This window comes from Clostridium ganghwense, from assembly GCF_026735165.1.
GTDB lineage: Bacteria > Bacillota > Clostridia > Clostridiales > Clostridiaceae > Clostridium_H > Clostridium_H ganghwense.
This window is the reverse complement of sequence record NZ_JAPQES010000007.1, coordinates 61,442-75,224: the sequence shown is the minus strand read 5'-3', so window position 1 is coordinate 75,224 and position 13,783 is coordinate 61,442. Positions and strand designations below refer to the sequence as shown.

The window sequence follows — 13,783 nt, the reverse complement described above, 5'->3', positions numbered from 1 at the left end:
TTTGGATATATAATTCGTATTTTAATAATTCCCTTCTTCAAAAACTTTTTTTATTTGATTTAAATCCTTCCATTTTCCTAAAGACAGCATAAGTTTTATTCTAGCTTTTTGTCCTGGAAGTGTATCTCCAAATATTACTCCCATATTTCTTAATTGTTTACCACCGCCTACATATCCATAACTATCTAATACTCTACCCTGAAAGCATCTTGAAATTATAACTACAGCTATTCCTTTTTCTATTGCTCTTTTCACTCCATCAACCATTTGTGGTGGAATATTACCTCTTCCTAGCCCTTCTACAACTATTCCTTTAGCTCCCTTATCTATACAAAAATCTATAAAGCTTGAATCCATTCCAGCAGCACACTTAATTAAAAAAACTTTTTCTTCTATTTTATCTGTACATATATGAGTTTTAAATAAAGTGTTTCTATAAAAAATCGCTTCATTATTGTCAATAATTCCAATTGGCCCAAATTCAGGACTTTGAAAAGTATTTAACTTCATTGAATGAGCTTTTGTTACTTCGCTAGCACAATTTAACTCGTCATTTAAACAAACCATAACCCCTTTATTTCTTGCTTGTTCTGAAATAGCAGTACATATAGCGGCTGATAAATTTGCAGGTCCATCATAACCAAGTTCTGAACTATTTCTCATAGAACCTGTTACTATTACCGGCTTATCACTTTTTATTGTTAAATCCAATAAATATGCTGTTTCTTCTAAAGTATCAGTTCCATGAGTTACTACTACTCCAACTATATCCTCTCTCAATAAAATTTGTTGAATGTACTTTGATAATTCCATCATTTTTTTAGGTGTAATATGCGGTCCTGGTAAATTTGAAAATGTAAAACATTCAATTTCAGCATATCTTTCAATTCCAGTTACCATTGCCATTATTTCATTGCCACTTAGCGTTGGCACTGCTGCTTGTATTCTTGGATCTACCTTCATAGATATAGTTCCACCATTAAAAACAACTGCAACTTTTCTCATATTTTAAATACCTCCTATTAATATCTAATACACATTTTTCATATGGTCCCTTATTATTCTACAATAGATAAATAAAATATACATTACTAAAATTTTATATTTACAATATTTTTAACATTACCTTATACTATTTTAGTTTCAAAAGTTAGTATTTGTTATATTCTTAACTTTAATTGATAATTTTAATATAAGCTCAAATAAGCCGACAACACAGCAAAAGCTGTTTGTCGGCTAAAATATTGTTATAATATAATGCAAATCAGTCCTCCATTACCTTCATTAATAATCTTCTCCAATGTTTTTTGTATTTTTATTTGAACATCCTCTGGCATCTTATAAAGCTTATTACGTAATCCATCCTTAACTAAAACTTCTAGGGATTTTCCAAACATATTGCTTTCCCATATCTTAGACGGATCACTTTCAAACTGTTCTAAGAGAGATTTTACTAATTCTTCGCTTTCCCTTTCTGTACCCATTATTGGTGAAATTTCCGTTTGTATGTCTGCTCTAATCAAATGTAACGAAGGAGCACTAGCTTTCAACTTAACACCATATCTATTACCTTGTTTTACTATTTCTGGTTCTTCAAGTCTCATCTCACTTAATTGAGGAGAAACAAGCCCATATCCTCTTTCTCTTACATCTCTAAGAGCATCTTCAACTTTATCATATTCTACTTTTGCTTGACTTAAAGTCTTCATAATATTTAAAAGTTCACTTTCACTATTAACATTAGTGTCACAAACTTCACTTAATACCTTGTAGAACAATTCATGTTTAGGATTCAATTGTAGTCTAGCAGTTCCTTCTCCCATATTTATTTCCTCTAACTTGGAGCCCTGCAAAAATTCAATTTCACCGAACGTGTCTGCAAAATTCTTAACATCTCTAACCTTATATACACTTAAGCACATATCTTTAATTAACGTTGTAAAATCTTTTTTAAGCCAATGAGTTACATCTAACTTTTCGATCCATTCTGGCATATCTATATTAATTTCTTTAATAGGGAATTCCTTAAGTACTCTTTCAAAAACATTTGTAATATCTTCTTCTCTCATATTTAGTATATCCATCTCTTGAACAGGAACATCATATTTTTCTTCCATTCCCCTTTTAAGTTCTAACGTTTCTTTGGAATTTGGCTGCTTAGAATTTAAAATCATGATAAATGGTTTATTAATTGATTTTAATTCATTAACTACCCTTTCCTCTGCTTGCGTATATTCCTCGCGACTTAATCCGGTTATAGACCCATCAGTAGTTATGAGTAACCCTATAGTTGAATGCTCATTAATAACCTTTTTGGTTCCAATTTCAGCAGCTTCTTCAAATGGTATCTCATAGTCATACCAAGGCGTAGTTACCATCTTGGGTTGTTCTCCTTCAACATACCCCAAAGCTGATTTTACTATATACCCAACACAGTCTACCATTCTAACTTTAAACTTAGTTCCTCCATTCAATTCCACTTCTATAGCTTCATTTGGAACAAATTTGGGTTCAGTAGTATGGATAGACTTACCAGATGCACTCTGTGGAAGTTCATCCTGGGCTCTCTGTTTTTTATAAGTATTTTCTATGTTGGGTATAACCATAAGTTCCATAAATCTCTTTATAAATGTAGATTTTCCAGTTCTTACAGGCCCAACCACTCCAACGTATATGTCCCCTTGCGTCCTATCAGCAATATCTTTGTATATGTTAAAATTCTCCAAAGATTCATCCTCCCAGCACTTACTTATTTTTAACATTATATATATATTAATAAATATGAAAAATATTACAAAAAATTAAGTTAAGTCAGTTCATACTTAATATAAACTGACTTAACTTAATTTTCTATAGTCTTTTATTTAGTAAATTTCATCTTTTTTATTTCTTGACATCAACTCATATACCCCATACTTAGCATCCGTATCTTCAAAAAGAACTTTATATAGTATATCAGTAATAGGCATGGAAACTCCTAATTCTTCTTTTAGTTTATAAAAAGCTCTACATGCCTTAATACCTTCAACTACCATTCCAACTTCTTTGCATGCTTCTTCAACAGAATGTCCTTCACCAATTAATATTCCCGCTCTTCTATTCCTACTGTGCATACTAGTACAAGTAACAATTAAATCACCAATTCCTGTAAGACCTGAAAAAGTTTCTTGTCTTCCGCCCAGTTTTATACCAATTCTTATAATTTCACTCATTCCTCTTGTCATAAGAGCTGCCTTAGTGTTATCACCATATCCTATACCATCTGATACGCCTGCAGCTAAAGCTATTATATTTTTAACAGCACCACCTATTTCAACACCTATCAAATCCTCATTAGTATAAACTCTAAATTTATTTGTTATAAATAAATCTTGAATTTTTCTTGCAGCCTCCATATTTTTAGATGAAACAACAACTGTAGTTGGAATATCTAATGCTACTTCTTCCGCATGACTTGGTCCCGAAAGAATAACGATTGGATTATTAGGAATTTCTTCTTCTATAACCTCAGAGAGTCTTTTCGATGATCCTTCTTCAATACCTTTAGCTATACTTACTATTATAACCTCTTTATCTATTATATCCTTTATTCTAATACATATATCTCTAATTACATGAGATGGAACTGCTAACACAACTATTTTACTGTTACCTATAGAATCTTTCAAATCAGAAAAAGCTGTAATATTGGATGGCATAACAACATTGTGTATATATTTAATATTTTCTCTTTTTTCATTTATATCTCGTACAACGTCTTCATTTCTATCCCATATATTAGCATTATATCCTTTTTTCGCAAGCATAATGCTTAATGCTGTACCAAAACTACCTCCTCCTATAAAAGTAACATCTGCCATGTTATTCCTTCCTTTCTCTAAATCTAAATTTAATTCCTGTTCCATTAAAATCAAAACTTTCTCTTAACTGATTTTGAAGATATCTTTCATATGAAAAATGTAGCAATGCTGGATTGTTAACAAAAAACACAAATGTCGGAGGCTTTACTCCAACTTGAGTAACATAATAAATCTTCAATCTATTTAAACCTACAATTGGAGGCTCTTTCATCATTACAGCTTTACTTATCACCTCATTTAACACACCTGTTTTTATTCTTTTTGTATAGCTGCCATAACATTCTTTAGCCATACTTAAAACTTTATGTACCCTTTGCCCAGTCTTTGCTGAAATAAATAAGAAAGGAGCATAACTTAAAAATGATAGTTTGTGTCTTAATTCATTTTTAAATTTATTCATTGTCTTATCGTCTTTTTCTATTAGATCCCATTTATTAACAACTATCATTATAGCTTTATTCATTTCATGAGCATATCCTATTATCTTTTCATCTTGTTCTGCTACACCTTCAGTTGCATCTATCATAAGGATACATACATCTGCATTTTCTATAGCAGCAAGTGTTCTAACTGCACTATATCTTTCAATTTGTTCTTTAATTTTACTTTTTCTTCTAAGTCCAGCAGTATCTACTAAAATAAATTTTCCTTCTTCTCTTTCTATATAACTATCTACAGCATCTCTAGTTGTTCCCGGTATATTACTAACTATATGTTTTTCTTCTCCTAGAATTTTGTTTATTAAAGAAGATTTTCCTACATTAGGCCTTCCAACCATAGCTATTCTTACATATTCATCCTCTTCTTCTTCATAATCCTTTGAAGGAAATTTTTCAACAACTTCATCTAACATATCTCCTAGTCCTAATCCCTGAGATGCAGATATAGCTATTGGTTCTCCTATACCTAAATTATAAAATTCATAAATGCTATCTTCTAAAGCGTTTCTATCTATTTTATTTACTACTAATACAACCTGTTTTTGTGATTTACGAAGCATATGTGCTACCTCATTATCAGCATCAGTTAATCCTTGTTTTCCATCAACAATAAACATTATAACATCAGCCATTTCAATAGCCATTTCTGCCTGTCTTCTCATTTGTGCAACAATAATATCACTATTCTCCGGTTCTATTCCTCCTGTATCAATCATTGTAAATTTATGAGTTAGCCATTCAGCTTCTGCATAAATTCTGTCTCTAGTAACTCCTGGTGTATCCTCAACTATCGCTATTCTTTTACCTGCTAATTTATTAAACAAAGTGGATTTACCTACATTAGGTCTTCCAACTATTGCAACTATCGGTTTACCCATTCTTTTCTCCTCCTTATCATATATGTACTCATATATTTCATTAGATTATATTATCATTAATTTAATAATCTAGTCAAGATTTGACAAGCTATCTAAAAGTATATTTCTTAATATTAATTATTATAAATAAAAACAGCCCTTTTAATTTTAGGCTGTTAGTATCTTTTACTATTCATTTAAATCTACTTGTTCACCTGTTACAATGTATATAGTCCATTCACATATATTTGTTACATGATCTGCAATTCTCTCCAAGAACTTACATACAAATAAAAATTGAGTTGCCTGTTCAATCTTATTCTTATCCTGCGTCATAGCTGACATCAGTTCATTAAATACATTATTATATATCTCATCTATAATATCATCTCTTTTAGATATTTCATATGCACTATCTAAGTCTCTTTCAACATACGTATCCAATCCATCCTTGATCATGCCACTTACAATTTGACCCATTTTAGGTATATCAACGAGTTCTTTAATATATACTTGATTTTTTAATCTAATGGCAATCTTGGCGATATCTACTGCATGATCTGCCATTCTTTCTAAATCCGTAACAATATTTATACATGTAAATATAAATCTTAAGTCAGTAGCTATTGGCTGCTGCATGGCTATAAGCTTAATACTTTTATCTTCTATCTCACGCATCAATTTATCTACAATATCATCATTTTTTATAACTTCTTCTGCTAATTTCACATCTTGTTCTACTAAAGCTTTTATACATTTATGAATTTGCTTTTCAACAATACTACCCATTCTTAATAAATCATTGTGTAATTGATTTAATTCCATTTCAAAAACTTTTCTTGGAGACATAATGCACCTCTTTTCTTATTATTTTAATAAACATATAAATAGTATCAACCAAATCTACCAGTAATATAATCCTCTGTTCTCTTGTCTTTAGGTTTGTAAAAAATATCTTCTGTTTTTCCATATTCAACAATAATACCATTATAGAAAAAGGCTGTATTATCAGATATTCTTCCTGCTTGCTGCATATTATGAGTAACAATTACTACTGTATAATCTTTTTTTAGAACATCCATAAGCTCTTCTACTTTCAAAGTAGAAATTGGATCTAATGCCGATGTAGGCTCATCCATTAAAATGACTTCTGGTTCTACTGCAAGAGTTCTTGCAATACAAAGTCTTTGCTGCTGTCCCCCCGAAAGTCCAATAGCACTTTTTTTAAGTCTATCCTTTACTTCATCCCAAAGCGCTGCACCTTTTAAACTTTTTTCAACAATTTCATCCAATTTACTTTTGCTTTTTATTCCATGAATTTTAGGCCCATATGCTATATTATCATATATACTCATAGGAAATGGATTGGGTCTTTGAAACACCATACCAACTTTTTTTCTAAGTTCAATAACATCATAATTGGATTTATATATATTTTGTCCTTCATATATTACTTCACCATCAATTTTTACACTTTCAATTAAATCATTCATTCTATTTAAACATCGCAAAAAAGTAGATTTACCACACCCAGATGGACCTATTAATGCTGTAACAGCATTCTTATTTATAGGTAAATCAATATCTTTTAAAGCTTGTTTTGTTCCATAAAATAAATTTAATTTGTTAACTTGCATTATATTCATATAGTTTCCCCCTTATTTAGTTCCTGCATAATTTTCGTATATCTTTTTACCTATTATTCTAGCTACAATATTAAATAAAAGTACCATGATAATAAGCACTGCTGATGCACCATTAGCTATTTTTGTAGCATCTGGAACCATACCTTCCGAATTCAGCTGCCATATATACACAGCTAAAGTTTCAGCTGGTCTAAATAAATCAAATGCAGAACCATCACTAATCTTCACAAGAGGAGCACTCATTCCTGCTGTATATAAAAGTGCTGCTGCTTCACCAAATATTCTACCAGCAGCTAAAATTACTCCTGTTAATATTTGAGGTATTGCTGAAGGTAAAATTACTTTAACTATAGTTTGCCATTGAGTTGCACCCAATCCTAAACTTGCCTCTTTTACTTTTTTTGAAGCTTCAATTATTGCATTTTCACTTACTCTTGTCATTGCGGGTAAATTTAATATAGTTATAGCCATAGCACCTGCAAAAATAGAATACCCCCATCCAGTCATATTTACAAAGACCAAAAGTCCAAACAAGCCAACAACTATAGATGGCAGAGATGCCATTGTTTCTATACATAATCTTATAATATTTAATAATTTACCTTCTTTTGCATATTCAGCTAAATAAATACCAGCTCCAACTCCCAAAGGCACTGTTATAATCAACGATATAACAAGCATATAGAATGAATTGAAAAGGTGAAGTCCAATTCCTCCGCCTGCATCTATGGATGGTTTACCAAATATAAAATTAGGATCCAAACAATATCTTCCATGATAAAGTATATATCCAATAAGTCCCATAAGAAGAAATACTACCAATGCAGAAATTATATATAATACAGCAGTAGCAATCTTATCTGCTTTTTTTGCGTTCAATTATATTTCACCTCTTTTTCCAATAGATCTAATAATTAATATAAATATGAATGAAATAACTAAAAGTAATAATGCCAATGACCAAAGAGCATTATTCCATTGAGTCCCAAATATTGTATTAGCCATATCCATTGTAAGAATACCAGTAAGTGTAGTAGTAGTATCTAGTAATCCTCCTGGTATTTTAATAGAATTACCTATTACCATTTGTACAGCTAGCGCTTCACCAAAAGCCCTTGCCACTCCTAAAACAACACCAGTTAAGATACCGCTTTTACAAGCAGGTATAATAACTTTTACTATCGTTTGCCATCTTGTTGCTCCTAATCCATAAGAACCTTCTATATATTCCCTAGGAATAGTCTTAATAGCATCAGAGGAAATACTTGTAATCATAGGTAATATCATGATACTTAAAACTAAAATACCAGCTAATAAACTAAACCCAACTCCCCCAAAGCTTTTTTTAAGCATAGGAATTAATACTGTAATTCCTATCCATCCATATACCACAGAAGGAATTCCTACAAATAACTCCATAGCAGGTTGAAGTACTTTTTTTCCTAATTTAGGTGAAATCAAATTCATGAAAACTGCTAATGCTATACTAATAGGAGCACTGATAATTACCGCCCCAATAGCCACAAGTGCAGAGCCAACAATGAATATTAATGCACCAAATTGTGGTGTTTCACTATCTGGCCTCCAAGTAGTAGAAAATAAAAATTCTGTCAAAGAATACCCATCTTTAAAAAAAGTGCTTAAACCTTTAGAAGCTACAAAACCAATTATGGCTAACGTTAGTATGACTATTAAAAACCCACAAAAGGTTGCAAAACCTCTTCCAATATATTCATTTTTAAATTTCTGCCAATTTTTTTTCTTATTCATAGCATCATACTCCAAACTCATATTTTTTACGTGATTTGAGACCAGTTGTAAAACAACCAGTCTCTATATCTTTTATCTTACTTTAACAATTATTGTTTAACTTTTATATCACTAGCTGGTATATAACCTTTTTTCTCAATTATTGGTTTAACTTCATCTGAAACCATGTAATCAAGGAAAGTTTTTGTTAACCCTGTAGGTTCGCCTTTAGTGTACATATGTTCATAAGCCCAGAAAGGATATTTTCCTGATGTAATATTTTCTTTAGTTGCTTCTACTTCTTCAATTTTTATCAATTTCATACCATTTTTCGCTTTTTCATTTACAAAATAAGATAATGCTAAGTAAGAAATAGAACCTTCAGTAGCTTCAATTGCTTTTTGAACAGCTCCACTTGAATCTTGAGTTGTACCTATTCCATCCGCTTCTTGTTTACTATCCATTACTGTCTTTATAAATGTAGCTCTTGTACCAGAAGATTTTCCTCTATTAATAACTTCTATCTTAAGATCATCTCCACCAACTTCTTTCCAGTTAGTAATTTTACCTTCGAATATATCTTGAATTTGTGCTTTTGTTAATGAATCCACTTTTATATCTTTATTAGCAACAATTGCAAAACCTATAGCACAAACTTTATGGTCTACCAAATCTTTAGCTAATTCTGCTTTCTCACCTTTTAATTTCTCTTCAGCGTAAAGATCTGAATTCCCGATATTTACTGCACCTTGTGCAACTTGTGATAATCCAGTACCACTTCCCCCACCTTGTACATTTATTTGAGCTTTAGTATGTTTTTGCATAAACATATCTGCTGCTGCTTTAGCTAAAGGTTGAAGCGCTGATGAACCTGATGCTGTTATAGAACCACTTATTTCTCCAGTTTTTGCAGTTTCATTTCCTGAATTATTAGCAGCATTTTTACCACATCCTGCAAATAATCCTCCTACTAGAGTTATTGCCATAGCAGCAACGACTATTTTCAAAGATTTTCTTTTCATTTTGTAAAAACCCCCATTCAAGTTTTAAACTTCTAATTAACTTCTACAGGAACTATGATACATTAATAAAGTTAACCATATATTATGCAAATGTTAATTAAATTTAACATCAACTAGTATTATTAACAAAAAGAAAAAATGAGGTAGAATCTCTACCTCATTAATGGTATTTGAACTGTAAATTTAGTTCCTTTCCCTAATTCACTTTCTACAAATATTTCACCATCGAAACTAAGAACTATGTGTTTTACTATAGCAAGCCCAAGACCTGTTCCACCTCTAGACCTAGATCTAGCTTTATCCACTCTATAAAATCTTTCAAATAATCTTGGCATGTGGTCTTTAGATATACCAGGTCCTGTATCTTCAACCCATATAATACAATTATTATTTTCAACTTTAGTTCCAATATTAACTTTATCACCATTTTCAGAATATTTTATTGCATTATCCGTCAGATTTATAAGCATTTGTTTAAATCTATCTTTATCACCATAAATCGTTGGTAATGCTTCACTTATAATCCTTATTCCAATATTTTTTGTATTCGCTGTATGCTTCATAAGATTGCATACATCTTTTATTACAGGAGTTACATCAATAACCTCTTTCACTTTTGTCTCTCTTTGCTGTTCAATATCTGATAAAGTTAATATATCACCTATCAGCCTTGTTAATCTATCTACTTCATCATCAATTATACCTAAGAATTTCTCTCGAGTTTCAGTATCTCCTACATATCTTAATGTTTCGGCAAAGCCTTTTATAGACGTCAATGGTGTCTTTAATTCATGAGATACATTAGCAACAAATTGACTTCTCATATTTTCTAGTCTTTTAATATCAGTTATATCTTGTACAACTGCAACAGTACCAATATGCTCATTATCACTAATAATATCAGCCGTTTTTACTTTTAGATTTCTCTCTTCTGGCCAAAGAATTTTTATTTCTTTACATTCTTCATTATTCTCAAAAATATCTTGCAATTCATAATTACGAATGCAATTCATTAAATTTTGTCCAATAATTTCTTTTTCTACTCCAAATATTTTTTGAGCATAAGGGTTTATATTAATCACCCTATTACTTTTATCAACAGCTATAACTCCACTATCCATACTTTTTAATATAGCCTCTAACTTATTTTGTTTCTCAATAGAATCTCGTAATGTATATTGAAGTCTATCAGCCATATGATTAAAGGTGTTAGCAAGTTGTCCTATCTCATCTTTAGAATTTATACTTACTCTTCTACCAAATTCTCCCTTTGCAATCCTTGAAGTTATAAATTCCAAATCTTTTATAGGTTTAACTATAATATAAGATAATTTTGAAGAAAATATGACAGATATAGAAAATACTATCAATAAAACAATTGCATAATATTCTAAGTATTTACCTTCAAATCCTATAACAACTTCTGTAGGCATTGAACTTCTAATTACATATCCATCCCCAAAGGATGTGGCATAATACATCATTGTCTTTTTTAATGATTTACTAAGTCTAACACTATATCCTTCTCTATATTTTCTTGCCTCTACTATTTCCTTTCTCTCATTATGATTATCCATTTCTTCTGGCTGTGCATCTGAATCATAAAGTACAACACCATTTTTATCTATTAGAGTAACTCTAAAATTAGATTTATTAAAATTGTTAAAGTATATATTTTTATCAACAATTGCACCTGAATTTAATAAGTTTATAGCTAATTCATTGTTAACTTTTAAACTTTTTTTAATATTCTCTTCATGCTGGTAATTTACAATTGTCATATACAAAGCAGTTATCATGGCTAAACTTAAAATTATAGTACTTAATATGGATAACATAAGTTTACTCTTCATCTTCATATCATTCACCTGAATTAAACCTATATCCTATGCCTCTTATTGTTTCAATAAATTTGGGTTTTTTATCATCATCTTCAATTTTTTTTCTCAAATATCTTATATGAACATCAACAGTTCTTGTTTCGCCAATATATTCATATCCCCATACCTTATCTAATAAAAAATCTCTTGTCATAACTCTACCTTTATTTTTTATTAGAACTTCAAGCAGCTCAAACTCCTTTAATGTTAAATCAATTTTTTGATCATTTTTTAATACTTCATGTTTTTGAAAATCTATACTGACGTTTCCAAATTTAAACACATCTGCAATATATTGAATCCTAGTTCTTCTTAGTAATGCTTTTACCCTTGCTACTAATTCTCTTACTGAAAAAGGTTTAGTCAAATAATCATCTGCTCCTAGCTCCAAACCTAAAATTTTATCTAATTCTTCGCCTTTAGCAGTAATCATAATTATAGGTGTGTTAGATATAATACTATCTCTTCTAATTTCTTTGCATACATCATATCCGTCCATTCCTGGCAGCATAACATCTAATAAAATTAATTGTGGCAATTCTTTTTTTGCTAGTTTCAATGCTTCTAATCCATCACTAGCACATAAAGATTCATATCCATTATTTTCTAAATTAAATTTTATAAGTTCTTGTATATGCTCTTCATCATCTACAATTAAAATTTTTTCATTAGCCATTAATTTATACCTCCAATAAATTATTTTATAAAAATAAATGAAAACATTCTTCCACTTTCTTCTTTTTGTTTTCTATAGGAATATAATCGGTGTTTTGTTGAACAAAATGTACATATATCCAAAGTATTTATTTGGTTATCTCTTATACCTATACTATTCAACTGTCCTATAATACATTTTTGCAAACTTAAATTTCTACCTTCTGCTATATCTCTATTCTTATACAATTCTAGATTTTTAAACTTTGAAACCAATTCTTCACTAACTTCATAGCAGCACTGCATATTATGAGGACCAATATATACAACCAAATCCTCTATAGCAGTATTATACTCTTTAATCATTTTATTTATAGTTTCTATAGAAATATTTTCTATAGTTCCTCGCCATCCACTATGAACAGCTGCTGCAACTTTTTTCTTCTTGTCATAGACAATTACTGGTACACAGTCAGCAGTAAAAACTCCTATGGCTACTCCCTTTAAATCTGTTATTATAGCATCGCCATCATGTACTTTACTATCATATGTGTATACTAAATTACTATGAACTTGATTTAAATATCCTACCTCTTTTAAACCAAACCAACTTTTTAGCTTACTTATATTTTCTATTCCTTCCTCAGTATTCTTATTAAAATTCAAATTTTCTTTAGACGTAGAAAAATATATTTCCGCATCTTCTTCTAAAAATTTCAACAATTGAAAGTTATCTATATATGTATTCATAATTATTAATCTATACACTCCTTATCTACTTATTATTGTAACACCATTATAGAATATAATTAAATATATGAAAACATTTTAACTTATTTAATCTTTTTTTAACATAATAAAAATGCCCCTTCTTAAATCTCAGGGCATTTTTTTGTCAGACATTAAGTTTTTTATTTCTTCTATAAAAGTATTAATATCCTTAAATTGTCTATATACAGATGCAAACCTTACATATGAAACTTCATCGATTTTTTTCAATTTTTCCATTATCATTTCACCTATATATTCTGATTTTATTTCTGTAAGCATTTCATTACACATTTTTTTCTCAACTTCATCTGCTATAGCATCTATTTGAACTCTTGAAACAGGTCTTTTTTGACAAGCTTTTAATAATCCATTAATTATTTTTGACTTATCAAAATATTCCCTATTAGAATCTTTTTTTATAACTAATATAGGTATATCTTCTATCTTTTCATATGTAGTGTATCTTTTATTACATTTTAGGCATTCCCTTCTTCTTCTAATTGCCTTATGATCCTCTGTGGATCTTGAATCAACAACTTTACTCTCTTCAAAACCACAATAGGGACATTTCAATTTATCACGTCCTTTTTCTATACTATTTTACATTTAACATTATACCTTTTTTTCATATAAATTACCACTATTTATTATCTATATCAACGATATTTTCATCAACTAAGATTACATCAACACCAACTTTTACAATTTTATCCCATAAAATTTCAATATAATTATTTTTACTAAACAAAGATGTTTTTTCTGCAGGTATTATTATTGAAATTATACTATAATTATTGCAATCCATCTTTAAGTCTCTTATGTATCCAATTTTCGAACCTGTGTTTATATCTATAACCTCCATTAATTTTAAATTATTTATCGAATATAATGCCATTTTAAATCC

Annotated in this window: 14 protein-coding genes; all 14 read right to left on the bottom strand. The window is 29.9% G+C overall.

Annotated elements, in window-relative coordinates; genetic code table 11:
- Positions 1-21 precede the first annotated feature (21 nt).
- Positions 22-1,005 carry an asparaginase gene (locus tag OXH55_RS17150; RefSeq protein ID WP_268051319.1) on the bottom strand — a complete coding sequence of 328 codons (984 nt, stop codon included), beginning with the start codon at positions 1,003-1,005 and terminating at the stop codon, positions 22-24.
- A gap of 242 nt (positions 1,006-1,247) precedes the next feature.
- Positions 1,248-2,726 carry a stage IV sporulation protein A gene (spoIVA, locus tag OXH55_RS17145; protein WP_268051318.1) on the bottom strand — a complete coding sequence of 493 codons (1,479 nt, stop codon included), beginning with the start codon at positions 2,724-2,726 and terminating at the stop codon, positions 1,248-1,250.
- Between the two features lie 138 nt (positions 2,727-2,864).
- Complete coding sequence (locus OXH55_RS17140) at positions 2,865-3,860, bottom strand: NAD(P)H-dependent glycerol-3-phosphate dehydrogenase (protein ID WP_268051316.1); 996 nt, start codon at positions 3,858-3,860, stop codon at positions 2,865-2,867.
- Position 3,861: 1 nt separating this feature from the next.
- The gene (gene der, locus OXH55_RS17135) at positions 3,862-5,178 is read right to left on the bottom strand and encodes a ribosome biogenesis GTPase Der (RefSeq protein WP_268051314.1); all 1,317 of its coding nucleotides are present in this window, start codon (positions 5,176-5,178) and stop codon (positions 3,862-3,864) included.
- Positions 5,179-5,346: 168 nt separating this feature from the next.
- Positions 5,347-6,006, bottom strand: coding sequence for a phosphate signaling complex protein PhoU (gene phoU, locus OXH55_RS17130; protein ID WP_268051313.1), 660 nt, complete (start codon positions 6,004-6,006; stop codon positions 5,347-5,349).
- A 44-nt stretch (positions 6,007-6,050) separates the two neighbouring features.
- A complete protein-coding gene (gene pstB, locus OXH55_RS17125; RefSeq protein ID WP_268051312.1) occupies positions 6,051-6,803 on the bottom strand; it encodes a phosphate ABC transporter ATP-binding protein PstB in 753 nt (250 codons plus the stop codon).
- 12 nt (positions 6,804-6,815) lie between these two features.
- Entirely contained in the window at positions 6,816-7,682 is an 867-nt protein-coding gene (gene pstA / locus OXH55_RS17120; protein WP_268051310.1) for a phosphate ABC transporter permease PstA, read from the bottom strand.
- Complete coding sequence (gene pstC, locus OXH55_RS17115; RefSeq protein ID WP_268051308.1) at positions 7,683-8,573, bottom strand: phosphate ABC transporter permease subunit PstC; 891 nt, start codon at positions 8,571-8,573, stop codon at positions 7,683-7,685.
- A gap of 89 nt (positions 8,574-8,662) precedes the next feature.
- Positions 8,663-9,574, bottom strand: coding sequence for a phosphate ABC transporter substrate-binding protein (locus tag OXH55_RS17110; protein WP_268051307.1), 912 nt, complete (start codon positions 9,572-9,574; stop codon positions 8,663-8,665).
- 152 nt (positions 9,575-9,726) lie between these two features.
- A complete protein-coding gene (pnpS, locus tag OXH55_RS17105; RefSeq protein WP_268051627.1) occupies positions 9,727-11,427 on the bottom strand; it encodes a two-component system histidine kinase PnpS in 1,701 nt (566 codons plus the stop codon).
- Positions 11,428-11,434: 7 nt separating this feature from the next.
- Entirely contained in the window at positions 11,435-12,130 is a 696-nt protein-coding gene (locus OXH55_RS17100; RefSeq protein WP_268051305.1) for a response regulator transcription factor, read from the bottom strand.
- A 20-nt stretch (positions 12,131-12,150) separates the two neighbouring features.
- On the bottom strand, positions 12,151-12,858 hold the full coding sequence (pgeF, locus tag OXH55_RS17095) for a peptidoglycan editing factor PgeF (protein WP_268051304.1): 708 nt from the start codon (positions 12,856-12,858) through the stop codon (positions 12,151-12,153).
- Between the two features lie 129 nt (positions 12,859-12,987).
- The gene (gene nrdR / locus OXH55_RS17090; RefSeq protein ID WP_268051302.1) at positions 12,988-13,452 is read right to left on the bottom strand and encodes a transcriptional regulator NrdR; all 465 of its coding nucleotides are present in this window, start codon (positions 13,450-13,452) and stop codon (positions 12,988-12,990) included.
- A gap of 67 nt (positions 13,453-13,519) precedes the next feature.
- A complete protein-coding gene (locus OXH55_RS17085; protein WP_268051301.1) occupies positions 13,520-13,774 on the bottom strand; it encodes a YlmC/YmxH family sporulation protein in 255 nt (84 codons plus the stop codon).
- Between the last annotated feature and the right edge of the window lie 9 nt (positions 13,775-13,783).